We start from the raw sequence: 23,831 nt of genomic DNA on the forward strand, positions 1-23,831 counted from the left end.
TATGGTCGGTGCCGCGCATCGGAACAATTGGAGTGGTAATGCAGATCGTATTATAACGTCCGGGAAAGCCTCGCCGTTGCTCGGATCTGGCTAAATCAACAGCCTGCTAGGTCTGTAGGCAGTTGATCCGCCGCGTTGTACGCCTGTTCGATACGTTCGACCATCGTATTGAGCGAAGCGGTACGAGGCTCCAGCCCATTGAGTCGAGCCTCCATGCTGCGAAGCTGGTTGGCCAGCTTCTTCAACTTGACCACAGCGTCGGCATGACCGTCATTGGTCAGTACAGGCGTCAGTGCCTTGCGAAGCCCTTGAAGGGTGAAAAGATACGCGGGGACGGCTTGCCCAGCGTTTCCCCAAAGCTGGGCGACAGTATGTTGCTGAAGGTGTTGAAGTCGGCGAGCGTAGTCCTGTAGCCGTGCTTCGTGGTCACCAACTTCGTCGCCGCCTTGATCCTCGATCAGGTCAACAATGGATTGGGTCTCTTCAATTAGCTCGGCTCGTGTGAGACCGGGAAAGCTCCAGTTGTTATGCGCATTTCCAAACGGTTCATCGTTCGGAACGGCAGATTGCACTTGGGCAATGACCTTCTCCAAGTGCTTTTTGATTGTTGTTAGCGTCTCATGCATTCCTTCCCCCCCCAATTGAGTCTGCGTTTCTTTCATGTAATCCGACTTTACATGGGGATACATGATCAGATTTCAATGGGTTACGAGAAACGAAGGTGCCCGCTGTCAGTTACGGTGTGCTTACGGGCCGCAAAACCGCCACCAACAAGAAAGCCCCGACCAGCGGGGCTTTCTTGTTGCTTACTGCAAGCACTTTGCATACCGGCAGACGCTGTGTAAGTGCTTGTTTTTATTGGCGGAAGCGGTGAGATTCGAACTCACGGACCCTTGCGGATCGACGGTTTTCAAGACCGTTGCAATCGACCACTCTGCCACGCTTCCAAATTCATCCTACAACTGTTTTCAAGACCGGTGCATTCAACCGCTCTGCCACTCTTCCCGCGAAGCGCTCGAGGAGCTTGCCGCCAAGCAACGCGGCCGCGCCTCCGGAGGCCGCGAAGTATAGCATTGCCAGGGGCCTATCCAAGCCGGAACGAGCCGGCGTGATGCTCCTCGCCCCACGCGATCGCACTCGACACGGCAGGGCGGTAGAAGAACCGGAAATCGCGGCCCGGTGCGTAAAAATCCATCCGTGCGCCGTTCCTGCGCCGCCCGGCCGCGCCTTGCGCGGCTGCGGCGGCGCTCAGCTCCGGCCGGAGTGCTCGAACAGCGCGATCGACTCGACGTGCGAGGTGTGCGGGAACATGTTGGCGATGCCGGCACCGCACAGCACATAGCCCTTTTCCCTCACCAGCACGGCGGCGTCGCGAGCCAGTGAGGCCGGATTGCACGACACATAGACGATGCGCGCCGGGCGCTGATGCGGGCCGAGGGCCTTGGCCACGGCGATCGCGCCCTCACGCGGAGGGTCGATCAGCAGTTTGTCGAGCGGACCGAGGGCGGCAAGGCTGTCCTCGGTGGCCTCGAACAGATTGGCTGCATGGAATTCGGTGAGATGGCTAAGGCCATTGCGACGGGCGTTGTCGAGCGCGCGCGCGACCAGCGCGTCGCTGCCTTCGACGCCGACCAGGCGGGCGCCGCGGCGGGCGATCGGCAGGCTGAAGTTGCCCAGGCCGCAGAACAGGTCGGCGATGCGCTCCCCCGGGCGCGGGTCGAGCAGCTGCATCGAGCGCCGGATCAGCACACGGTTGATGTGCACATTGACCTGGGTGAAGTCGGTCGGGCGGAAATCCATCTTCACGCCGAATTCGGGCAGCGTATAGCTCAGCCCCGGCCCATTCGCCGGATGCAGCGGAGTGGCCGAGTCCGGGCCGCCGGGCTGCTGCCACACCTGAATGCCCTCGGCTTCGGCAAAGGCGGCAAGACGGGTTTCATCCGCGCGGCTGAAAGGCAGCAGGTTGCGGAACACGAACACGGTGACGGCATCGCCGACGGCGATTTCGACCTGGGGCAGGCGATCGGGAATCGACAGCCCGGCGATCAACTCGCGCAGACGGGGCAGCAGGGCCGAAATGCGCGGCGGCAGCACCGGACATTCACGCATGTCGACGATGTAGCTCGAGCGCCGCTCATGAAAGCCGATGCGCAGCCCGCCCTTGCTCGGCACCAGGCGCACCCCGAGCCGCGCACGCTCGCGATACCCCCAGGCCGGGCCGTGGATGGCGGGGTAGAGGATCGCCGGGCGCAGCTTGCCGATATGCCACAGCGCGTCTTCGAGGATGCGCTGCTTGGCTGCGGCCTGGGCGACGGGATCCAGGTGCTGCATCGAGCAGCCGCCGCAGGTTCGGTAATGCCGGCAGCGCGGCACCACGCGCTGGGCACAGGGGCGGAGAACGCGCTCGACCGTGGCCTGGGCGTAGCTGGGGCGCTCGCGCAGCACGGTGTATTCCACTTCCTCGCCCGGCAGCGCACCTTCGACGAATACAGCCTTGCCGTCGACATGGGTGACACCACGGCCTTCGTGGTCCAGGGATTCGATGCTTGCAACAGGCATGGTCGGGTCGATGAAAACGCGGTGCGCGATTCTACCCCGCGCCGTTCGGTCCGCACCGACCGCGTCGGCGCAGGACCTCGGTTCAGCGCACGCGCCGATCTCACCGCGGCAGGGCGCCGCTCCCGCACAGCGCACAATTGGAAACAATAGCAGCTCTGACTAAATTCACTCAATACATTGTTTTTTATGTAATTTTACAAATACATTATCTTTTTGCATTGCAGCAAATCCGGGCATTGTCATGATCCAGCTGCTAAGATCTGAGTGTCTGCCCGTTCACCGGTGGGCTCAAGTTCCGGGCTGGCAGGCAGGCACCGTGATCGCGCAACCACATTCATGCACCCGATAGGAAGACACATCATGAAGCACCCCCTTCTCGTAGCTGCACTTGTCGCCGTCGCCGTTTCGGCCTGCGGCAAGAAGGACGAACCCACTGCGGTTCAGGAGCCCGTCTCCGCTCAGGAGCAAATGAAGGAGTCGGCGGCACAAGCTGTCGACGCTGCCAAGGAAAGCGCTCAGGCCGCCGGGGACGCCGCTGCCGCAGCGGCTACGGCGGCCGGCGAAGCCGCCGCCCAGCTCGGCGAGAAAGCCGAGGCCGCCGCCGCCGAGGCGGGAGCCGCGGCGCAGGAGCTCAAGCAGGACGCCACCGAAGCGGCGAAGGCGGCGGTCGATTCGGCGAAGGAGTCGATGGAGAAGTAAGAGGCTTGCGCCCCACCCACAAAAAAGCAGGCTTGAGGCCGGCTTTTTCATGCCCGCTCAGCGCAGCTGTTCGTGCAGCAGACCGAGCATGCGCCGCGCCGTCGGCGATGCATCGATGCCGCCTTCGCGGCTGAGCACGCTGACGCGGGACGCCTCGCCGTGGCTTTCCACGCGCAGGCGGTATTCGCTGCCGCCGGTGGCCGGCTTGTCCTCGCTGCGCCAGAATGCGAGCCGCGACAAGAAGCCCTGGTCCTGGCTCCGGCTGTCCGCTTCCGGGTCCACGTAGCGGACGAAATACAGGCCTTTTGCGCGATCGCGATCCTCGACGGTGAAGCCGGTGCGATCGAGGGCGAGGCCGACCCGGCGCCAGGCGCGATCGAAAGGCTCGTCCATCAGCAGTGCGGCCTGACCGTCTCCGCCGGTGCTGATCCGCGCGCGCTCCGCCGCCTGCGGTGCAGCAAGCGCCGCTTCGGCGCGGGCCTCCTCGGCGCCCAGCCGCACCATCAGGCGGCGCAGCATTTCGGCTTCGAGTTCGGGATCGGCCGGGCGCGGCTGCCAGATCGTAGTGTCCTTCGCCTCGGTCGGGTAGATTTCGACCATGCCGCGGTGGCTGATGTAGACCTCGACCGTGCCCGCATCCTTGCCCTGTTCGAGGCGGGTGCGGAACTTGTCGCGCTCCGGTGTCGAATACAGGCCGTCGATCACGCGGCCAAGCGACGAGCGCAGGAAATCCTGCGGGATCTTGGCGCGGTCTTCGGCCCAGTCGGTTTCCATCACTCCGATTTCCGGGCTTTCCACGTTCAGGATGAAGCCCAGTTCGAGCCAGAAGTCCTTGATCTGCGGCCACAGCTCGTCGGCCGTGCCGCTGATCACGAGCCAGCGCTGACTACCTGCGCGCTCGATACGCATCGTCGACGACGGAGTGAGGACCTCGGCCGTCGTACTGGCAGCCGCGGGCTGGCCTGCGCGATCGGCCGCGTAGGCCGAGTAGGTGGCAACGCCGCGCGGCGCCACATCGGGAACGGCAAAACGATCGTCACGGCGGGGGGCAGTCAGGTCGGGAGGAACTTCGAGCGGGCGTTCGATCTGGCGCGCGCTCTTGTAGTCGATGCGCTTGGACTCGAGCAGCGACCCCGAGCAGCCGCCAAGCGCGAGCGTCATGGCCAGCAGGGAAAAGGAAGTGCGCGTGGAGCAGTTCATGGATTTCCTGGACAAAGAAGTTCGGGTCAGACCTGGATGCCGGCCTTGCGCATCGCCTTGAGCACGCGCGCGTGATGGACTTCCGACAGCGGGGTGAGGGGCAGGCGGATGCCGTCGCCGACCAGCCCCATGCGGGCAACCGCCCACTTCACCGGGATCGGGTTGGCTTCGCAGAACAGATCGCGGTGCAGGCCGGTGAGGGCGGCATTGGTCTGTCGCAGCGCGAGCATGTCGCCGGCCGCGGCGGCGGCGCACAGCGCGTGCATCGCACGCGGCGCCACGTTTGCGGTGACCGAGATCACGCCATGGCCGCCGAGCATCAGGAACGCGGCCGAAGTCATGTCGTCGCCGCTGTAGAGGGCGAAGCCCGCGGGCGCGCGCTCGACCAGGTCGCAGGCACGATCGAGGTTGCCGGTGGCGTCCTTGATGCCGACGATGTTGGGAATTTCAGCCAGGCGCAGTGCGGTGTCGTTGGCGAGATCGGCGACCGTGCGCCCGGGCACGTTGTACAGGATCAGCGGCAGTTCGACCGCTTCGGCAATGGTGCGGAAATGGCGGTACAGCCCTTCCTGTGACGGCTTGTTGTAGTACGGCACCACCGACAGATGGGCGCTTGCCCCTGCCTCGCGGGCGAAGCGGGCCAGTTCCACCGCCTCTGCGGTGGAGTTGGCCCCGGTGCCGGCGATCACCGGGACACGGCCACCGACGTGGTCGACGGCGCTGCGGATGAGTTCGCAATGCTCGTCGACATCGACGGTGGGCGATTCACCGGTCGTGCCGACGACCACGATGCCGTCGGTGCCTTCGGCAATATGCCAGTCGATGAGACTGCGCAAGCGGGGGAAATCCAGGCTCCCATCGTCCTGCATGGGAGTGACGATGGCGACAAGCGATCCGGTAATCATGGCGTGGGGTAGTGCGATAAAAGGGCAATTCTAACCGATCGCCGAAACTCGGCCAGCGTGACCAGCGAAATCGCCGCGAGTCCGCGCATGGAAGACGGTTTCAGCGGATAAACGGAAGACAGAGGCTGCCGCCCCGCAGGCGCCCCGGCGCGCGCTCACAGGTCGGCGAGGGACTTGATGTGGGCCACCACCGAGCGCGCCAGCGCGGACAGCGCATAGCCGCCTTCGAGAATGGACACGATCCGTTTGTGGCCACAGCCTTCCGCGACGCTCTTGACCTGCTCCGTGGCCCAGACGTAGTCGGCTTCGAGCAGTCCGAGCGAGCCCATGTCGTCTTCGTAGTGGCCGTCGAAACCGGCCGAGATGAAGACCATCTGCGGGCAGTGGCTGCGCAGCGCCGGGACCAGGATGTCGCTGAAAACCTGGCGGAAGGCCTCGCCCCGGGTGCCGGCCGGCAAGGGAACGTTGCGCATGTGCGACGGCGGGTTGTCGGTGCCGCTGTAAGGGTAGAACGGGTGCTGGAAGACGCCCGCCATCATCACCCGGGGATCGTCGCGGAAGATGTCTTCGGTGCCGTTGCCGTGGTGGACGTCGAAATCGACGATCGCCACGCGCTCCAGGCCATGCCCTTCGAGCGCATGGGCGGCGGCGATGGCGACGTTGTTCATGAAGCAGAACCCCATCGCCTTGGCCCGCTCGGCATGGTGGCCGGGAGGACGGACCGCGCAAAAGGCATTTTCGATTTCACCCTTCATCACCAGGTCGGTCGCCAGCACCCCCGCCCCCGCCGAACGCAACGCGGCCTTCATCGTGCCCGGGCTCATCGCGGTGTCGGGGTCGAGGTGGCGGATGCCGTGCTCGGGCACACTGGCGAACAGCTCTTCGAGGTATTCGGCGGCATGGACGCGCGCCAGCTGCGCCCGCTCGGCCACCGGCGCGTCGTAGAAGGAGACGTACATGTCCAGCCCGGATGCGATCAGCCTGTCGTTGATCGCGGCCAGACGCTCGGGGCATTCAGGGTGCATCGCCCCCATGTCATGGAGCCAGCACTCGCGATGCGTGATGAATGCCGTAGTCGTCATGTTCCTCCCTTTCTCGTCACCAAGATTCGAAGCAGTGGTCGTCTGCATGGAAGCCGCGCGGTTTTTCACCCGTCGCATGATGCGGAACCATCGGACAGCAGACTTTGTCGTCTATTATCACCGCTTCCCGATCAATTTCACAGTGCGCCCCGCACCATGCGGATCGCCTGCCCGAAGAAGCCGGCCGGAGCGTTCCGGGCAAGCTCCGCGCGCTTCGGCATGCCCGCCTGGACGGGCCTCGGTAGCCCTTCCCGCCGGCGCCGGCCCCCGCCGTTTCCACGCCAGAGTATCGATTCAACCGGACGATCATGATCTTTTCCGCTTTCTCGAGCCGCCACCTCAGCCGTCTGGCCAGCGCCGCGCTCGTCCTCATGCTGCCGGCCCTGGCCGCGGCCTCCTATGCCGAACGCGAGGACGCGCGCGCGTTCATTGCCGAACTCACGGCCCGCCACGATTTCGACCCTGCCGCACTCGACCGCGCGCTGGCCCGCGCCCGCCACGATCCCAGCGTGATCCGGCTGATCACCCCGCCCGCACACAAGGGCGCGCGATCCTGGCAGAACTACCGGGCGCGCTTTCTCGACCGCACGCGCATCGACGGCGGGCTGGCGTTCTGGGAAGCGCATGCGGCGACGCTCCAGCGCGCGGCCAACCAGTACGGCGTACCGGCGGAAATCATCGTCGCCATCCTCGGCGTGGAGACGATGTACGGCCGGCACACCGGCGATTTCGAGACCCTGTCCGCCCTCGCCACCCTGGCATTCGACTATCCGCCGCGAGCCGAGCTCTTCCGCCGTGAACTCGAAGCCCTGTTTCTCCTCGCACGCGAGCAGGGGCGCGACCCGGCAAGCTATAGCGGCTCGTTCGCCGGGGCGCTCGGCTATCCGCAGTTCCTGCCCAGCAGCGTGCGTGCCTACGCGGTGGATTTCGACGGCGATGGCCGGGTCGATTTCGACCGCGACCCCAGCGACGCCATCGGCAGTGTGGCGAATTACCTCCATGCCCACGGCTGGCAGGCCGGCGCCCCGGTCGCCGAACGGGCGCGAGTCGCGCCCGGTGCCGACACCGCCCCCCTGCTCGCGGCGGGAATCGAGCCTGCACTGGCGCCGGACATCCTTGCAAGCGCAGGCATCGGCCCCCTGGACGGCAGGGCGGCGGCGGCGACCGCAACACTGGTCGATCTGGAGACGCCGGGAGCAGCCACCGAATACTGGCTCGGGTATCGCAACTTCTACGTCATCACCCGTTACAACCGCAGCAGCTTTTATGCGATGTCCGTGTTCGAACTGGCCGAAGCCCTGCGCCTGCGCCGGCTGGTCGACGCCATGCGTTCCGCACGGAACCGGCCCTGAGCGGGCCTCCCGCGGTTAAACTGGCGTCGACCGGAAGGTCGTGACATGCCAGCGATCGACGAGACGGTCATGGCGCCGGCGGTGCCGGTTGCCATCCGCAGGCGGCGCGCGGAGCCAGGGCGCCGCGCCCGATCGAGTAGCCGACCATGCCGGACATCTCCCATCACCGCGGGCCGCCACCCGCCACCGATCCCGCCACACTGCGCCCGGCTGCGGTCCGGCGGCACGACCTGCTTGCCGCCATCACCGCCGGAGCGGCGCAGTTCCGCGCCCAGCCGCTGCTCAGCGCGGGCTTCGCCGCCGTATTCACCGTACTCGGCTCGCTGATGTTCATCCTTCTCGAGGCGGCCGGAATCGCCCCCGTCAGCCTGTCGCTCGCGGGCGGTTTCATGCTCGTCGGACCGGCCTTGCTCGCCGGTTTCTTCGCCCTGTCGGACCGCCTGCGCCACAGCGAAAAAGCCACCCTCGGCGACATTGCCCGCGGCTTCCGGCGCATGCCGCGCGGCGGCTGGGTCATGTCCTTCGTGTGCGCGCTGATCTTCCTGATCTGGATAACCGACGCCGGGATCCTGTACGGCTTCATGGTCGGGCGCGAGCCCGTCGGCTTCGTGCGCCTGCTGCGCTTCGAAGAAACCGTTGCCGGCTACGTTTTCTACAGCGCGATCATGGGCGCGGGGCTCGCCTTCATCCTGTTCGCGGTCTCGGCGTTCTCGATCCCGCTGCTCTACGACCGGCGCGCGCACCTCGTGCCGGCCGTGGTGGCGAGCGTGCGCGCGGTTTTCGGCCGCTTCGGCGTGGTGATGAGCTGGGCCGTGCTGCTTGCAGCGGTGATCATGGTCAGCGCACTTGTGCTGCCCCTGCTGCTGATCACGCTGCCCGTGATGGCCTATGCAAGCCGGGAGTTTTATTTGCGCGTCTATCCGCCGAACACGCCCCCGCCACCCCGCTGAGCGCACTCACCCCGGCGGGGCCTGGAAGCAATGACCGGCGTGAGGGAAGCCGGGCCGGCGAGGCGCAAGGCAGACCCCGGAGCGCGTCCCGCGCTTACAACAGGGCGTCGCGGGAGATGCCGTTGCGCTTGAGTATACGACGCAGCTGGCCCAGGGCCTCGAGCTGGATCTGGCGCACCCGTTCGCGGGTCAGATCGAGGCGGGTCGCCAGCTCTTCCAGCGTGAGCAAATCGCACTCATCAATGCCGTAACGGTGGCGCACAACCAAGCGCTGCTTGTCGTTGAGCATCCTGATCCAGGTTCGGACCAGATCCCCGATCTCGACGTTGTGGAGCTGGACTTCGGGAGCGGGCTGATGGTCGTCGGCGAGCGACTCCCCGATCGACAACGAAGGGTCGATATCCAGCGGCGCATCGAGTGACGCGGTGTGCTCGCTGAGGGCGAGGATCGCCCTGATGTCATCGACCGGCTTGCCCAGGCGGCCGGCGATGTCCTCGAGCGTGGATTCGCCGTTGGAAACCGCCTCGATGCTGCGCTGGGCGCGCAACACCTGGTTGAGCTCCTTGACCACATGCACCGGCAGGCGGATCGTGCGCGACTGGTTCATGATCGCGCGCTCGATATTCTGCCGGATCCACCATGTGGCATAGGTGGAGAAGCGGAACCCGCGCTCGGGGTCGAATTTATCGAGCGCGTGCATCAGCCCGAGATTGCCCTCCTCGACGAGGTCGAGCAGCGGAATGCCTCGGTTGAGGTAATGTTTTGCGATGTTGACCACGAGGCGCAGGTTGCGCTCGATCATCGTCTGTCGGGATCGGAAATCCCCTTCCCGGACCAGCCGGGCCAAGCGCAGCTCCTCTTCAGCGCTGAGCAGCGGGTTGGCGCCGATCTCGTTCAGATAGAGCTGGGTGACATCGCTGAAAAACTCGTTCTCGACCGCCTGCACCGGATGACCGGCAAATACCTCCACCTCGGGCGGAAGATCCGGTTCATGACTCTCCAGTTCGTCAAGATTCGCCGGTTCCTCCATGCTCACCTCATTCAGCGTGCGGGCAGGTAGCGCATCGGGTCGATCGCCTTACCCTGTTTGCGGATCTCGAAATGCAGTTTCGGCCGGTCCGATTCGGTGCTCCCGAGCTCGGCGATCTTCTGCCCTTGGGCGACCTGTTCGTCTTCCTTGACCAGAAGCTTGTCGTTGTGAGCATACACGGAGTTGTATTCCTGGTCGTGCTTGATAACGATCAGCTTGCCATAACCGCGCAGACCACTGCCTGCATAAACCACCTTGCCCGCCGCCGCCGCGCGGACCGGGTCACCGACCCGGCCGCCGATGTCGAGGCCTTTGTTGGAAGCCTCGCTGAAACCGGCGAGCACGGCCCCGGCCGCCGGCCACAACCATTGCCCTCCAGCCGGAGCCGCCGGGCCACTTGCCGCGGGGGGCTCGGCCGGTGCCGCTGGTGCCACGATGGGCGCACGCCCCCCGATCGGCTCCTGCTTGAGCGGCACGGAACCCGAATCCGCGCCGTTGAGCGGCACCGGCACGGCCACTGCACCGCTCGGTGCGGGCTCGGCAATGCTGCCCGTCGCCGCGCCGGGCGGCGCCACGCGGAGCGTTTCCCCCACCTGGATCTGATTGGGGTCGGTCAGACCGTTCCATGCCACCAGTTCAGGCAAGGTCACGCCATACTGGCGTGCGATGCCGAGCAAGGTCTCGCCGGGGCGGACCGTATGGACTCCGCTGGGCTGCGATGGCGCGCTCGTGGCCGGCACCCCCGCCATGCCGTCAGCGACATCACGTACTGGAGCCGTCACTTTGGAAGCGCACCCCGCCATCAGGCCGGCAACAAGCAAAAGGACGATGTAAGGCGACTGTTTGTGCATCCGAATACCGAATCTCATTCTGTACCACCGAGGAGCGGCACGAAGCGCACGGCTTCGCACCAGCTTTCCCGGAAAACGTTTCCCTGGCGCTCGACCAGCAGCAAACGCTGATCAGCCCCGCCTACCGGAACGATCAGACGACCGCCCGGCGCAAGTTGTTCCTTGAGCGCGGCCGGCAGGCCGAGCGCCGCAGCCGCAACGATGATGCTGTCGAATGGTGCAGCCTCCGAGAGGCCGAGGCTGCCATCCGCGAGTTTCAACCTGACGTTGTGCAGGCGCAAGGGGCGCAGATTCGCACGCGCGCGGTCGAGCAGCGGGCGCAGGCGCTCTACGGCATAGACATCGACGGCCAGGCGCGAAAGCACCGCAGCCTGGTAACCGCAGCCGGCCCCAACCTCCAGCGTTCGCCCCAATTCGCGCCCTGCGCACAGCAATTCGATCATCCGCGCCACGACAAAGGGCTGGGAGATCGTTTGCTGATAACCGATCGGCAAGGACGTGTCGTCGTAAGCATTGAAGGCCAGGCCTTCATCGACGAAGGCATGACGCGGCACCCCCTGCATCGCGGCGAGCACGCGCTCGTCTCGGATGCCCCGGGCGCGCAGGCGCTCGACCATGCGCGCCCGCGCCCGCGCCGCCTGACCGCCATCGACGACTCGCGTGGTCACTTCTTCAACCAGTCGAAAACCGGCGCGATGAGCCCGGTATGGGTCAGGTCGATCTGCAGCGGCGTCACCGACACGCAGCCGTTCGCGACTGCGTGGAAATCCGTTCCTTCACCCGCATCCGCCGCGCCTCCGGCAGCACCGACCCAATAGACCGGGTCACCGCGCGGATTGACGCTGCGCACCACCGGCTCGGCCTTATGCCGCTTGCCCAGGCGCGTGACGCGGATGCCCTGCAAGCGCTCGTAGGCGACATCGGGCACATTGACGTTCAGCAATACCGGGTGCGGGAACGGCCGGTGCATGAAGCGCTCGGCCAGATCCCGCGCAACACGGGCAGCGGCGGTGAAGTCGGCTGCCGACTTGCTGACCAGCGACACTGCGATCGAGGGCACCCCGAGCAGGAAACCTTCGGTCGCGGCAGCGACGGTGCCGGAGTACACCGTATCGTCGCCCATGTTGGCGCCGTGATTGACGCCCGACACGACCATGTCGGGCAGGTGCTCGAGCATCCCGGTGACGGCGAGATGGACACAGTCGGTCGGAGTGCCGTTGACGTGATAAAAACCGTTGGAGGTTCTTTTGAGCGACAGCGGACGATCGAGAGTCAGTGAATTGCTCGCACCACTGCGGTCGCGCTCGGGCGCCACCACGGTCACCTCGCCCAGCGGACTCAGCGCCTCGGCAAGGGCCGCGATCCCCGGAGCGAAATAGCCATCGTCGTTGCTGACCAGGATACGCATCTGGATTCCTGCGGGATGCCGCAGAGCGCGGTCGGGAGGCCCTGATGTTAGCACAGCGTGCTGCCCCTGCCGACACGGGAACACTTGCTGCGTACCGCACAAAAAAACCGGCCTTGGCCGGTTTGTTCGATTGGTCGGGGCGGCGGGATTCGAACTCGCGACCCCTTGCACCCCATGCAAGTGCGCTACCAGGCTGCGCTACGCCCCGACACAAGCAACCATTATAGCAGCACTTTCAGGATTTGCCAGATTTTTCGAGCATGCGCGGTCAAGCCCGCAACGCACCGAGCAACTCGACAAGCTCGGTGCGGACTTCATCCACCACCTCCCTGAAACGCTCGACTTCGGCTTCATTTTCCTGATCATGGAGAACCGACTCGCCCAGCCGGTTGCGCGCCCCGGAAATGGTGAAGCCTTCCTGGTAGAGTAGTTGCCGGATCCGGCGGATCAGCACGACCTCGTGATGCTGGTAGTAACGCCGGTTGCCGCGCCGCTTCACTGGCTTGAGCTGGGTGAACTCCTGTTCCCAGTAGCGCAGCACGTGCGGTTTGACGCAGCACAGCTCGCTGACTTCGCCGATCGTAAAATAGCGCTTCGCCGGAATCGGCGGCAAGGGTTCGGTGCCGATGTCAGGATTGCCTGCTTGCATCACTGAGTTGCTCCACCGCGGCCTTCAGTTTCTGACTGGCATGGAAGGTGACCACCCGCCGCGCAGTGATCGGGATCTCTTCACCCGTCTTCGGATTGCGCCCTGGGCGCTGCGGCTTGTCGCGCAACTGGAAGTTGCCGAACCCCGACAGCTTGACGCTGTCGCCTCGCTCGAGCGCGGTCCGGATTTCCTCGAAAAAACCTTCGACCATGTCCTTCGCTTCACGCTTGTTGAGACCGACCTGCTCGAATAGCAAGTCGGCCAACTCGGCCTTGGTCAGCGTCATCTCAGTCTCCCGCGCCGCGCAAGCGCGCGCCGAGCTGGGACTCGGCCTGTCCGACCAGTGCGGAAACCGCGGCCTCGACTTCGGCCTCTTCAAGCGTTCGTTGAGTATCTTGCATCAACACCCTGAAGGCAAGGCTCTTCTTGTCCGGATCGATGCCCTTGCCATGGTAGACATCGAACAACGCGATCTCGTGCACGATTGCCGGTGCCGCGCTCTTCAACACCTCCACGACGCGTGCGGCGGCGACTTCGACGCCCACGACGAGTGCCAGGTCGCGGATCACCGCCGGCATGCGGGAAACTTCCGCGTAGGCAGGCACGCGCGCGGCGAGCGCGGCATCGAGTGCGACCTCGAACACCACCGGCGCGCTGCCGAGGTCGTAGCGCTGGACCCAGACCGGATGCAGTTCGCCGACGACGCCGATGCTGTGCCCATCCAGGCGCACCGTGGCCGCACGCCCGGGGTGCAGGGCCGGATGCGACAGGCGCTCGAACTCGAGCCGGCGCGGCGCGAACAGGGCTTCCAGGTCGCCCTTGATGTCATAAAAGTCGACGTTCCGGGCAGTTTCGCCCCATTGTTCCGCAACGGCCGGACCGGCTGCCAGCGCGGCAAGGCTCATGACCTGGTGAAAGCCGCGAACCGGCTCGCCGTCGGCCTTGCGCTCGAACACGCGAGCCACTTCGAAGACGCGAACCCGGTCGATCTGGCGCTTTCGATTGGTCGCCAGATTGCCTGCGAGCCCGGGGATCAGGCTCGAGCGCATCACCGAAAGCTGGCTGGCGATCGGGTTGGCGAGGCGGATCGGGTTCTCGTTGGCGCAGAAGTCACGCTCCCAGGCTTCCTCGACAAAGGCAAAATTCACGACTTCCTGGTAGCCGCGCGCGGCCATCAGGTGACGCAGCGCCCATACCGGACGGGAGTGCTCCGAGCTCGGCAGCATCATCAGGCTACCCTGCGGGGCGACGGCCGGAATGTTGTCGTAACCATGAAGGCGGGCCAGTTCCTCGATCAGGTCCTCCTCGATCTCGATGTCGAAACGCCATGACGGCGGTGTGACCAGGAAATCCTCCCCCGCCCGCGCCACTTGCAGGTGGACGCGCTGCAGCAGCACGCAAATCGCATCATCGGTCAGCGTGATGCCCAGCACCCGACGGGCGCGCGCTGGACGTAGTCGCACCGCCGCACGCACCGGCAGCGCCGCGCGGACGATCGCCTCTTCGACCGGCCCGGCCTCTCCGCCGCAGATGTCGAGAATCAGCCGGGTCGCCCGCTCGATCGCACTGCGCGCCAATTCGAAATCGACCCCGCGTTCGTAGCGGTGCGAAGCGTCGGAGCTGAAGCCATGGGCGCGCGCGCGACCGGCAATCGCATCGGGGGCGAAAAAAGCGCTCTCGAGAAAAACGTCCCGTGTTTCGAGCGTGATTCCGCTGTACTCGCCCCCCATGATCCCGGCGAGCGCCAGGGGACGCGTCTCGTCGGCGATGAGCAGGGTATCGGGAGCGGGAGTCACACTCTGCTCGTTGAGCAGCACGACTTGCTCCCCGGCCTGCGGCAGGCGGACATGGATCGCGCCATGCAGTTTCGCATCGTCGAAGGCGTGGAGCGGCTGGCCGAGTTCGAGCATGACGTAGTTGGTGACATCGACCAGCGCACTGATCGCGCGGATGCCACTACGGGCCAGGCGGCGCACCATCCATTCGGGCGTCCGCGCCCGGGCGTCCACGCCTTTCAGGATGCGCCCGCAATAGCGCGGGCAGGCCGCCGGAGCGTCGAGCACGATGGCGCGGCGGTGATCCACGGTGGGGGTCACGGCATCGATCGCCGCCAGATGCAGCGGCGCGCCGGTGAGCGCCGCGACTTCGCGTGCAACTCCGCTCAGGCTCAGGCAATCGGCCCGGTTGGGGGTAAGCTTGATGGTGAATAGAGTGTCGTCCAGGCCGAGGTGGTCGCGGATATCGGTACCCACCACCGCGTCCTCGGGCAGGACGTAGAGGCCCGCATGGTCTTCCGACAGCCCCAGCTCACGCGCCGAGCACAACATGCCGAAGGACTCGACGCCGCGCAGCTTCGCCGCCTTGATCGCGAAGTCGCCCGGCAAAACCGCCCCGACCTTGGCACAAGGGACTTTCATCCCGGCAGCGGCATTCGGAGCGCCGCAGACGATCTGCAGCAGTTCCCCGGTGCCCGCATCGACCTTGCACAACTTGAGCTTGTCGGCATTGGGATGCTTCTCGGCTTCGACGATGTGCGCCACCACCACGCCGCTGAAGGCCGGTGCGACCGGAACGGCCTCCTCCACCTCGAGGCCGGCCATGGTCAGCAGGTGGCCGAGTTCGGCACTGTCCAGTTGCGGATCGACGAAGGTCCGCAGCCACTGTTCTGAGAATTGCATGATTCGATAACCTGGATTGCGTGGATTGGGCGGAAAGGGTTCGACCGGACCGGGTCAGCGGAACTGACTCAGGAAGCGCAGGTCGCCCTCGAAGAACAAGCGCAGATCATTGACCCCATAGCGCAGCATGGTCAGCCTGTCGGGCCCCATGCCAAAGGCGAAGCCGGTGTAGCGCTCGGGGTCGATTCCGCCGGAACGCAGCACATTGGGATGGACCACGCCGCAGCCGGCAATTTCCAGCCAGCGCCCTTCGAGCGCTCCGCTCATGAACGCGACGTCGATTTCCGCCGACGGCTCGGTGAAGGGAAAGAAGGACGGGCGGAAACGTACCTGCAAGTCGTCGGTTTCGAAGAAGCGGCGCAGGAAGTCGGCGACGACACCCTTGAGGTCGGCAAAGCTGACTTTTTCGCCAACCCACAGGCCTTCGACCTGATGGAACATCGGTGAATGGGTCGCATCGGAGTCGACGCGGAACACACGCCCCGGCGCGATCACGCGGATGTCGGGCATCGCCTCGAGATGCTTGTAGCGCTCGACATGGGCCTGCATCGCGCGGACCTGGACCGGGCTAGTGTGGGTACGCAACAGCACGTCCTTATGGCCTTCGAGATAGAAGGTGTCGTGCATCGAACGGGCGGGGTGGTTTTCCGGTGTATTGAGCGCGGTAAAGTTATGCCAGTCGGTCTCGATCTCGGGGCCGTCGGCGACGACGAAGCCGATCGAGGCGAACAGTTGCTCGACCCGCTCCAGGGTGCGGCTGACCGGGTGCAGCCCCCCTTGCGTCGAGCCCCGCCCGGGCAGTGTCACGTCCAGTGCTTCGGAAGCGAGCTGGGCGAGCAGCGCGGCCTCGCGCAGCGCCTCGCGACGAGCCTCGAGTTCGGCCTCGATCGCGGCCTTGGCTGCATTGATCGCGCTCCCTGCTTCCCGGCGGGCCTCGGGTTCGAGCCGGCCGAGCGATTTCAAGCGCTCGGTGAGCGAGCCGGCCTTGCCCAGGTAGCGCGCCTTGGCTTGTTCGAGTTGCGCGCTGTCGGTGGCGGCGGCGAAATCGGCCGCGGCCTGTTGTACCAGTTGATCGAGCTGTTCCATGTCCCTGCCCTGGCGGAATGCGATGATGCGTGGTGCGGAAGTTCAGAAAAAAAAAGGAGGCCAGGCCTCCTTTTTTCGGACTGCGTCGGATTACGCAGCGAGTTTGGCCCGGGCCTGTTCGGCGATCGCGGCAAACGCCGGCTTGTCGAACACGGCCAGATCGGCCAGAACCTTGCGATCGATCTCGATCGCCGCTTTTTTCAGGCCGTTCATGAACGTGCTGTACGTCAGGCCCAGTTCGCGCGCGGCAGCGTTGATACGGGCGATCCACAGAACGCGGAACTGGCGCTTGCGTTGACGGCGGTCGCGATAGGCGTACTGGCCCGCCTTCATCACCGCCTGCTTGGCGATGCGGTAGACGTTCTTGCGGCGGCCGCGATACCCCTTGGCCTGGACGAGGACTTTCTTGTGACGAGCGCGGGCGGTTACACCACGTTTAACGCGAGGCATGGCGGTCTCCTATCAAGCGTACGGAAGCATGGCGCGGATCAGCTTTTCATCGGCGGCATGAACTTCGGTCATGCCACGCAGCTGACGCTTGGCCTTGGTGGTCTTCTTGGTCAGGATGTGGCGCTTGAACGCCTGGGACCGCTTGATCCCACCGCTTGAGCGGACCTTGAACCGCTTCGCGGCTCCGCTCTTAGTCTTCATCTTGGGCATTGCTCAGACTCCATGTTTTTGGATGCCGCCAGGTAGCGTCGAAAAATCCCGATGCGTTTTGACACCTGACAGCACTTGTTTTCCGCCGGGCAGGACTCCCTGCCCCACGGCTTCGCCCCTGCAGGGACAAATTCTTCGAACCGATCAGCGGTTCTTTTTCGGCGCGATGACCATGATCATCTGGCGCCCTTCCATCTTCGGCATCTGCTCGACCTGGCCCAGTTCTTCCAGGTCGGCCTTGATCCGCTCGAGCTGGCGCAAGCCGAATTCCTGATGCGCCATTTCGCGACCGCGGAAGCGCAAAGTCACCTTGCACTTGTCGCCTTCATCCAGAAAGCGCTTGAGATTGCGCAGCTTGATCTGGTAATCGTTCTCGTCGGTGCCGGGACGAAGCTTGACCTCCTTCACCTGCACCTGTTTCTGCTTGAGCCGGGCTTCGTGGGCCTTCTTCTGTTCCTGATACTTGAACTTGCCGTAATCCATGATCTTGCAGACCGGCGGCTTGGCCATCGGCGCGATCTCGACAAGGTCCAGCCCGGCCTCCTCGGCCATGTTGAGGGCTGCGTTCAGGGACACGATCCCCAGCTGTTCACCTTCTTCACCGACCAGCCGGAGTTCGAGCGCGTTGATCTCCCCATTAACGCGCTGCTTCTTATCTTGAGCGATGGTTCAACTCTCCACGAAAACCAAAATCAGACCGTACCGGCTTTCGCTTCGACTTCGCGACGCCAGCGTTCGATCAGCGAATCGAGGGACATTTGGCCAAGATCCTGGCCCCCCCGGGCACGCACAGCCACCAAACCTGCCGCCTTTTCCTTCTCGCCGATAACGATCTGGTAAGGCAGTTTCTGCACGCTATGTTCGCGGATTTTATAGTTAATCTTCTCGTTGCGCAAATCGGCCTCGACGCGGAAGCCTGCCTTCCTGAGCCTTGCCGCCGCCTCGCTGGCATACTCGGCCTGGCCTTCGGAGATGTTCATCACCACAGCCTGCACCGGCGCAAGCCACATCGGCATCGCCCCTGCGTGGTTCTCGATCAGGATCCCGATGAAGCGCTCGAGCGAGCCCAGGATGGCGCGGTGCAGCATCACCGGCACTTTCTTGGTGTTGTCCTCATCGACGTACTCCGCCCCCAGACGTACCGGCAAGTTGAAGTCGAGCTGCAGCGTGCCGCACTGCCACACCCGCCCCAGGCTATCTTTCAGCGAAAATTCGATCTTCGGCCCGTAGAACGCCCCCTCTCCCGGCTGCAGGTCGTAGTCCAGACCCTGCGCATCGAGCGCCGCAGCCAGCGCCGCCTCGGCCGCATCCCACTGCTCGTCGGTACCGACCCGTTTGTCCGGGCGGGTCGACAGCTTGACCAGCACGTCGATGAAGCCGAAGTCGGCATAGACCTGCTGCAGCAGGCGGATGAACTCGGCGGATTCGGCCTGCACCTGGCCTTCGGCGCAAAAAATGTGCGCATCATCCTGCACGAAGTTGCGCACGCGCATGATGCCGTGCAGCGAACCGGAAGGCTCGTTACGATGGCACGAGCCGAACTCGGCCATGCGCAGCGGCAAGTCGCGGTAGCTCTTCAGCCCCTGGTTGAAAATCTGGATATGGCACGGGCAGTTCATCGGCTTCACCGCATAGTCGTGCTTTTCCGACTTCGTGGTGAACATCAGATCCGAATACATCCCCCAGTGACCGGATTTTTCCCACAGCGAGCGGTCGACGATCTGCGGCGTCTTCACTTCCTGGTAGCCATGCTCGCCGATCGTGCGGCGCAGGTACTGCTCGACCTGCTGCCACAGCGTCCACCCCTTTGCGTGCCAGAACACCATGCCCGGCGCCTCATCCTGCAGATGGAAGAGGTCGAGCTGACGACCGAGCCGGCGGTGGTCGCGCTTTTCGGCTTCCTCGATCATGTGCAGATAAGCGTCGAGTTCGTCCTTCTTCGCCCACGCGGTGCCGTACACGCGCTGCAGCATTTCATTCTTCGAGTCGCCCCGCCAATAGGCTCCGGCAAGCTTGGTGAGCTTGAAGACTTTCAGCTTTCCGGTAGACGGCACGTGCGGGCCGCGGCAGAGATCGATGAAATCGCCCTGCCGATACAGCGACACGTCTTCCTGCGCTGGAATCGAGGCGATGATCTCGGCCTTGTAGTGCTCGCCGATCCCTTTGAAGAACGCGACCGCCTTGTCACGGGACCAGACTTCGCGCTGCACCGCGATTTCGCGCTTCGCGATCTCGCCCATGCGCACCTCGATCGCCGCCAGATCCTCCGGCGTAAATGGGCGCTTGTACGAAAAATCGTAGTAGAACCCGTTCTCGATCACCGGCCCGATAGTCACCTGCGCATCCGGAAACAGCTCCTTCACCGCATGCGCCAGCAGGTGCGCGGTGGAGTGGCGGATGATCTCCAGGCCTTCCAGAGTCTTGTCGGTGACAATCGCCAGTTCGGCATCGGCATCGAGGCGGTGCGAAAGATCGACCAGGCGGCCGCCGACGCGGCCGGCGAGCGCCGCCTTGGCGAGCCCGGCACCGATCGAAGCCGCGACTTCGGCCACCGTCACCGGGTGATCGAAGCTGCGAATGGAACCATCGGGAAGCGTGATATTGGGCATGACATAGGCCTCGGACTGGACTCACCCCCCTTCTTGCGGGGCGCGACGCGAATCGAAAAATGTGGACGAAAAAAAAGCGCGGTCTTGGCGCGCTTTTTTCTCTAGCAGACAAGCGGAGCCGACCTGTTCAGTTTCCGGCCTGAAAAGTAGTTCGGAACATGATGATCAACCCCATAAATCTGGTAGGCGCGATTGGATTCGAACCAACGACCCCCACCATGTCAAGGTGGTGCTCTAACCAACTGAGCTACGCGCCTGCTGAAGCCCCACATTATAGGCACTGCAAAAATCCTGTCAAAGATTTTTTGTACTGCAGGGCAGGAAACTCACTTTCTCAACCGTGACACCACGAACAGGATCACCACCGCGCCGACGACGGCGCCGATGAAGCCGGCAGGCTGCCCGACCTGGTAGATCCCCAGAAACTGCCCGCCGAACGTTGCCAGCATCGACCCCCCGATGCCCAGCAGCGCAGTCATGATCAAGCCAAGCCCATCTCTCCCCGGATGCAGCAGGCGAGCGACGAGACCGATGATAAGACCGATGAGAATGGTTCCGATAATGCCCATGTTCAATACCCTCCTGATCGTCCCCTGTGAATCCGCAACCGCGCCCGCGCTGCGGGACGGGCACGAACGTTGAATCAGCCGGCCGGCCAGGCCTCGATGAATTGCTTCCAGTGCGGCGCATCGAGCCGGGCGAGCGCGTCACGAACGAACTGCACCTCGTCGGCCCAGGCTTTCGCATCGAGATGGCCGCGCATGCGCTCGAAGCGCAGGTACACCAGGTAGGTGTTCACCACGTCGGTTTCGCAATAGTCGCGGATCTCCGCGACCTTGCCGTCGAGCCACGCCTGCCACACGGCGGAACCGTCCATGCCGAGTTTGCCGGGATAGCCCATCAGCTTGGCCAGGTCATCGAGCGGCGCGTTCGCGCGCGGCTGGTACATCGCCAGCAGATCCATCAGATCGAGATGACGGCTGTGATAACGGCCGATGTAGTTGTTCCACTTGAAGTCGCGCGAATCATGATGATCGCCGTCCCCCTGGTCCCAGTAGCGCGCGGCCGACACCCCGTGCACCATGCCGCGGTAGTGGAGCACGGGCAGATCGAAGCCGCCACCGTTCCACGACACGATCTGCGGCGAATAGCGTTCAATGCCGTCGAAAAAGCGCTGGATGATCTCGCCTTCCCCCGCTGCCGGTTCGGACAGCGAGAACACCCGGAACTGCTGCGCATCGCGCAGGGCGCAGGAAATCGTCACTACCCGCTGCAGGTGATGCGGCAGAAAGTCGTTGCCATGGCTGGCGCGGCGCTGCTGGAACGCCCACTCCGCGACCTCGTAGTCCGACAGGCTGGCGGGGAGATCCTCCAGCGTGCGGATTCCGGCGACATCGGGAATGGTTTCGATATCGAAGACGAGAACCGGCATCACTTGCGCACCCAGTCGCCGCCCTGCTGCACCCACCATCCCGGCCGGACGCGCTCGATCCAGCGCTGGGCAAAGGTGCGGCGCACATCGGCCTCCCATTCCGGGCGGCCATTGCCCCGTGCGATCTCGCGGTACAGCGCGGCGCGGTCGGCATTCTCCGCGGCGATCAGGCTACTGACCTGGGCGCGCTGCGCCAGGGCGACGGCGGACGCATCGCGCAGCGCCACCGTCCCGTCGGCAGCGAATCCTACCGCCCCCGAAGTGTAGAGCGGCTCCAGCCGCGCATGCCGTTGCTGCATCGATTGGCGCAGGGCCGAAATTGCCGGAGTGTCGATTTCCAGATTCCCCTGGGCCTGCACCGCCCCCGCCAGCAGGAGGCCGAAAGCCAGCGCCGCGATCCAGCGCGGGCACGCAAAAAGCCGTTTCATTTCGCCTCTCCTTCCTTGCCGGGTGCCCCCGCTCCATTCCCGTGCAACTGCCAGACCTCGTCGATGATGCGGTCTGCAGCCTTTTCCGCCGCCGCCGCAGGGAAATAGATATTGATCGTCACACAGCCCGCTGCGGCCAATCCAAGCGCTGCGGCCAGAATCCCATTCGGCAACCATCCCATCTCGCCCTCCTGTTCGATGCCGCACTCAGCGCAGTTCGGGCGCGACATTGTCCGCCACCACGCGCTGCAGGCGGTCCACGAGCTCGTCCCAATCGACGCGCCGATTGTAGCCGATGACATTCAGCGCCGGGATGCCGCCCCCGCGCATGATCACGAAGCCCCCGTCGGCACGGCCGCCGCCCTCGATTCCGTCCATGAGGCAGGTACCGGACACCATCCGGCAGCGCAGCCCAAGCTCACGGTAGCCGAATGTGTCGAACATCCTTAGCAAACCACGCTGGATCGCCGCCACCGCCCCGCCCCCGCCCAGGGCGCTGATATTCTGCACTGCGCGCTGGCTGACCCGGCGCGGGTAGCGCCCGGGGCTGCTGGCGATACGTGCATCGAACGCCGTCGGCCGCCAATGGGCGAGTTCCAGCCCGCGCACATCGACATCGGCAAAACCGGTGATGCTGCCGAAGCTGAAGGTCTCGGTCAGCTGGGCGAGGTCGAGGTGGCGGCCCTCGATGTCGGCACTCAGATGCGAAGCCACGCCGAACGGCTCGAGCAGGCGCAAGCCGGTCGCCTGCAGGTAGCCGTCGAACACCGAGACCACGAGCGCGCCGTCGAATGCGATCTCTCCCGGCGTCACCCGCAGGCCGGGCAGCGAGGCCGACAACACTCCCGACATCGACGGCAGACCGAGCGCGGCGGTGAGGGCCGGCATCGAGATCGGCTCGACCACCAGGCTGCCGCGACCGTGCCAGCCGTCCGCCACGCGGTGCAACGCCAGATCATCGACGACGAGCGCGCCATCGAGTAGGGGAATCACGCTGCGATCGAAGCGGGCACCATTGCGATCGATCCACGCCTCCAGGCCGAAGGCGCCGAGCTCGACCCTTCCCCAGCGACCGCCGCCGACCCGCAGCACGGCGCGCGACTCACCATCGGCCTGCCACGGCAGACGGCCGTCGACCGGCCCCAGCGCCAGGCCGCTGCCGCCATCGGCACCGAGCAAGTTCAAGCCGGCGGCGGTAAAAACCGCATCGCCCGCCACCAGCCGCCCCTCCTGCACCCGTAGTCCGCCGCTTACATGCCCGGAAAAACGCATCCGCTCGGCACTCGCCGGCGCGACCAGGGGAGCCACCCAGCGCGGCCCGAGCACGGCCAGATCGGCGGCGGAAACGGCAACCGTCCCCTCGACCAGGCGCGCTTCGGCAAGATCGATCTCGGCCGTGAGCGCCAGCGCCGCAACGCCTTCGAACTCGGCGCGCGCTTCATGCACGCTCAAGCGGCTGCCGCGCACACGCCCGGAAGCCTGGAACTCCGGCCCCGCTTCAAGGTACAGCGGATGCAGGTACGCCGCCCCTTGGCGCCACCCCAGGTGCAGCTGCCAATCCCATGCCGACCCGCCCCCCTGGGCATCGAGGCGGATATCGAGACCGAGGTCCTCTGCGGCTTGCAGGCCATCTCCGGTGGCGAACCGACCCTCCTCGAGGCGGGCCTCCAGACGCAGCAGCGCGTGCGCGCCATCGCGCCGCGGCGACCATTCGATGTGGCCGGAAAGCGTCCCCTCCGGCGCCCGCTCCTGCCAGGCTTTCGCCATCTCCGGTTGCCACATCCGAAGCCAGCTCACCAGCTCCCCCAGTTCGAGCTGATCGAACGTTGCAACCAGCCCTGCTTCCGCGGTGAAAGTGGCGGCGACGCGCGCACCGCGCGCGCTGCGCAGAGCCAGGCGTGCCGCGGCGCGGTGCGGTGCAATGGCGAACTCGGCATCGAACGGCAACCGCCGTCCGGCAAGCCACAACTGCGCCTTGTCGCAGGCCAGTTCATCGAGGGAGAAGCGCGCCCGCGCGCAGCGCAGCACCACTTCACGCCAGTACCGCGAGCCCAGCTTCACGCGCTCGACATGCAATTCCGCGCTCCCCCGGGCAGCATCGAAGCGCAACTCAAGGGCATGCACGGAAAAAGCCGGGTTATGCACCTCCGGCAGGCGCAAGAGCAGGCGCTCAACCGCCGATGCCGGAACGATCCACCACAGCGCAAGCGCCAGGCAGACTGTGCGCACGCCCCCGGCCAGCGCCGCGGCGCG

General features: G+C 65.0%; 25 protein-coding genes and 3 tRNA genes. 3 read left to right on the plus strand and 25 right to left on the minus strand.

Going from position 1 to position 23,831, the window contains the following annotated elements; translation table 11 throughout:
* Nucleotides 1-95: 95 nt before the first annotated feature.
* The 3 genes from MXC99_RS07910 to rlmD all read right to left on the minus strand — a co-directional run bounded on the left by MXC99_RS07910 (nucleotide 96) and on the right by rlmD (nucleotide 2,559).
* Entirely contained in the window at nucleotides 96-662 is a 567-nt protein-coding gene (locus tag MXC99_RS07910; RefSeq protein WP_247724934.1) for a hypothetical protein, read from the minus strand.
* A 197-nt stretch (nucleotides 663-859) separates the two neighbouring features.
* Nucleotides 860-947 (minus strand) — tRNA-Ser (locus MXC99_RS07915).
* Nucleotides 948-1,248: 301 nt separating this feature from the next.
* On the minus strand, nucleotides 1,249-2,559 hold the full coding sequence (gene rlmD, locus MXC99_RS07920; RefSeq protein ID WP_247724935.1) for a 23S rRNA (uracil(1939)-C(5))-methyltransferase RlmD: 1,311 nt from the start codon (nucleotides 2,557-2,559) through the stop codon (nucleotides 1,249-1,251).
* Nucleotides 2,560-2,919: 360 nt separating this feature from the next.
* Here rlmD and MXC99_RS07925 point away from each other — a divergent pair, with 360 nt between their 5' ends.
* Complete coding sequence (locus MXC99_RS07925) at nucleotides 2,920-3,258, plus strand: hypothetical protein (RefSeq protein ID WP_247724936.1); 339 nt, start codon at nucleotides 2,920-2,922, stop codon at nucleotides 3,256-3,258.
* A 57-nt stretch (nucleotides 3,259-3,315) separates the two neighbouring features.
* Here the strand turns inward: MXC99_RS07925 and bamC are convergent, their stop codons facing one another.
* The 3 genes from bamC to MXC99_RS07940 form a co-directional block, all read right to left on the minus strand.
* The gene (gene bamC, locus MXC99_RS07930) at nucleotides 3,316-4,458 is read right to left on the minus strand and encodes an outer membrane protein assembly factor BamC (RefSeq protein WP_247724937.1); all 1,143 of its coding nucleotides are present in this window, start codon (nucleotides 4,456-4,458) and stop codon (nucleotides 3,316-3,318) included.
* Nucleotides 4,459-4,484: 26 nt separating this feature from the next.
* On the minus strand, nucleotides 4,485-5,363 hold the full coding sequence (dapA, locus tag MXC99_RS07935) for a 4-hydroxy-tetrahydrodipicolinate synthase (RefSeq protein WP_247724938.1): 879 nt from the start codon (nucleotides 5,361-5,363) through the stop codon (nucleotides 4,485-4,487).
* A 155-nt stretch (nucleotides 5,364-5,518) separates the two neighbouring features.
* A complete protein-coding gene (locus tag MXC99_RS07940) occupies nucleotides 5,519-6,445 on the minus strand; it encodes a histone deacetylase family protein (RefSeq protein ID WP_247724939.1) in 927 nt (308 codons plus the stop codon).
* A gap of 308 nt (nucleotides 6,446-6,753) precedes the next feature.
* On the opposite strand from MXC99_RS07940, the gene mltB reads away from it, so the two are divergent.
* Nucleotides 6,754-7,797: a lytic murein transglycosylase B gene (gene mltB, locus MXC99_RS07945; protein WP_247724940.1), complete on the plus strand. Its 1,044-nt coding sequence runs from the start codon at nucleotides 6,754-6,756 to the stop codon at nucleotides 7,795-7,797.
* Between the two features lie 146 nt (nucleotides 7,798-7,943).
* Entirely contained in the window at nucleotides 7,944-8,747 is an 804-nt protein-coding gene (locus tag MXC99_RS07950) for a DUF2189 domain-containing protein (protein ID WP_247724941.1), read from the plus strand.
* A gap of 94 nt (nucleotides 8,748-8,841) precedes the next feature.
* Here the strand turns inward: MXC99_RS07950 and rpoS are convergent, their stop codons facing one another.
* The 19 genes from rpoS to MXC99_RS08045 form a co-directional block, all read right to left on the minus strand.
* Complete coding sequence (rpoS, locus tag MXC99_RS07955) at nucleotides 8,842-9,777, minus strand: RNA polymerase sigma factor RpoS (protein WP_247724942.1); 936 nt, start codon at nucleotides 9,775-9,777, stop codon at nucleotides 8,842-8,844.
* 11 nt (nucleotides 9,778-9,788) lie between these two features.
* Nucleotides 9,789-10,628, minus strand: coding sequence for a peptidoglycan DD-metalloendopeptidase family protein (locus MXC99_RS07960; RefSeq protein WP_247724943.1), 840 nt, complete (start codon nucleotides 10,626-10,628; stop codon nucleotides 9,789-9,791).
* A gap of 14 nt (nucleotides 10,629-10,642) precedes the next feature.
* The gene (locus MXC99_RS07965) at nucleotides 10,643-11,296 is read right to left on the minus strand and encodes a protein-L-isoaspartate(D-aspartate) O-methyltransferase (RefSeq protein WP_282100139.1); all 654 of its coding nucleotides are present in this window, start codon (nucleotides 11,294-11,296) and stop codon (nucleotides 10,643-10,645) included.
* A complete protein-coding gene (gene surE, locus MXC99_RS07970; protein ID WP_247724944.1) occupies nucleotides 11,293-12,036 on the minus strand; it encodes a 5'/3'-nucleotidase SurE in 744 nt (247 codons plus the stop codon). Before surE ends, MXC99_RS07965 begins: the two co-directional genes overlap by 4 nt.
* A 131-nt stretch (nucleotides 12,037-12,167) precedes the next feature.
* A tRNA-Pro gene (locus MXC99_RS07975) sits at nucleotides 12,168-12,244 on the minus strand.
* A 60-nt stretch (nucleotides 12,245-12,304) separates the two neighbouring features.
* Nucleotides 12,305-12,685, minus strand: a complete 381-nt coding sequence (locus tag MXC99_RS07980; RefSeq protein WP_247724945.1) for a MerR family transcriptional regulator — start codon at nucleotides 12,683-12,685, stop codon at nucleotides 12,305-12,307.
* The gene (locus MXC99_RS07985; RefSeq protein WP_107220449.1) at nucleotides 12,666-12,971 is read right to left on the minus strand and encodes an integration host factor subunit alpha; all 306 of its coding nucleotides are present in this window, start codon (nucleotides 12,969-12,971) and stop codon (nucleotides 12,666-12,668) included. The genes MXC99_RS07980 and MXC99_RS07985 overlap by 20 nt, the downstream gene beginning before the upstream one ends.
* A 1-nt stretch (nucleotide 12,972) precedes the next feature.
* Nucleotides 12,973-15,363: a phenylalanine--tRNA ligase subunit beta gene (pheT, locus tag MXC99_RS07990; RefSeq protein WP_247724946.1), complete on the minus strand. Its 2,391-nt coding sequence runs from the start codon at nucleotides 15,361-15,363 to the stop codon at nucleotides 12,973-12,975.
* Between the two features lie 54 nt (nucleotides 15,364-15,417).
* Nucleotides 15,418-16,449, minus strand: coding sequence for a phenylalanine--tRNA ligase subunit alpha (gene pheS, locus MXC99_RS07995; protein WP_247724947.1), 1,032 nt, complete (start codon nucleotides 16,447-16,449; stop codon nucleotides 15,418-15,420).
* 90 nt (nucleotides 16,450-16,539) lie between these two features.
* Nucleotides 16,540-16,899 carry a 50S ribosomal protein L20 gene (gene rplT / locus MXC99_RS08000; protein ID WP_107220446.1) on the minus strand — a complete coding sequence of 120 codons (360 nt, stop codon included), beginning with the start codon at nucleotides 16,897-16,899 and terminating at the stop codon, nucleotides 16,540-16,542.
* A gap of 12 nt (nucleotides 16,900-16,911) precedes the next feature.
* Nucleotides 16,912-17,109, minus strand: coding sequence for a 50S ribosomal protein L35 (gene rpmI / locus MXC99_RS08005; RefSeq protein WP_075148334.1), 198 nt, complete (start codon nucleotides 17,107-17,109; stop codon nucleotides 16,912-16,914).
* Nucleotides 17,110-17,253: 144 nt separating this feature from the next.
* Entirely contained in the window at nucleotides 17,254-17,775 is a 522-nt protein-coding gene (infC, locus tag MXC99_RS08010; RefSeq protein ID WP_107220445.1) for a translation initiation factor IF-3, read from the minus strand.
* 26 nt (nucleotides 17,776-17,801) lie between these two features.
* Nucleotides 17,802-19,718: a threonine--tRNA ligase gene (thrS, locus tag MXC99_RS08015; RefSeq protein WP_247724948.1), complete on the minus strand. Its 1,917-nt coding sequence runs from the start codon at nucleotides 19,716-19,718 to the stop codon at nucleotides 17,802-17,804.
* A gap of 180 nt (nucleotides 19,719-19,898) precedes the next feature.
* Nucleotides 19,899-19,975, minus strand: a tRNA-Val gene (locus MXC99_RS08020).
* Between the two features lie 69 nt (nucleotides 19,976-20,044).
* Complete coding sequence (locus tag MXC99_RS08025) at nucleotides 20,045-20,287, minus strand: GlsB/YeaQ/YmgE family stress response membrane protein (protein WP_107220443.1); 243 nt, start codon at nucleotides 20,285-20,287, stop codon at nucleotides 20,045-20,047.
* 74 nt (nucleotides 20,288-20,361) lie between these two features.
* Nucleotides 20,362-21,150 carry a 3'-5' exonuclease gene (locus MXC99_RS08030; RefSeq protein ID WP_247724949.1) on the minus strand — a complete coding sequence of 263 codons (789 nt, stop codon included), beginning with the start codon at nucleotides 21,148-21,150 and terminating at the stop codon, nucleotides 20,362-20,364.
* Entirely contained in the window at nucleotides 21,150-21,578 is a 429-nt protein-coding gene (locus tag MXC99_RS08035; RefSeq protein ID WP_247724950.1) for a YdbL family protein, read from the minus strand. The genes MXC99_RS08030 and MXC99_RS08035 overlap by 1 nt, the downstream gene beginning before the upstream one ends.
* Complete coding sequence (locus MXC99_RS08040; RefSeq protein WP_247724951.1) at nucleotides 21,575-21,808, minus strand: hypothetical protein; 234 nt, start codon at nucleotides 21,806-21,808, stop codon at nucleotides 21,575-21,577. Before MXC99_RS08040 ends, MXC99_RS08035 begins: the two co-directional genes overlap by 4 nt.
* On the minus strand, nucleotides 21,786-23,807 hold the full coding sequence (locus MXC99_RS08045) for a hypothetical protein (protein ID WP_247724952.1): 2,022 nt from the start codon (nucleotides 23,805-23,807) through the stop codon (nucleotides 21,786-21,788). Before MXC99_RS08045 ends, MXC99_RS08040 begins: the two co-directional genes overlap by 23 nt.
* Between the last annotated feature and the right edge of the window lie 24 nt (nucleotides 23,808-23,831).

This window comes from Thauera aromatica (assembly GCF_023093595.1).
GTDB lineage: Bacteria > Pseudomonadota > Gammaproteobacteria > Burkholderiales > Rhodocyclaceae > Thauera > Thauera aromatica_A.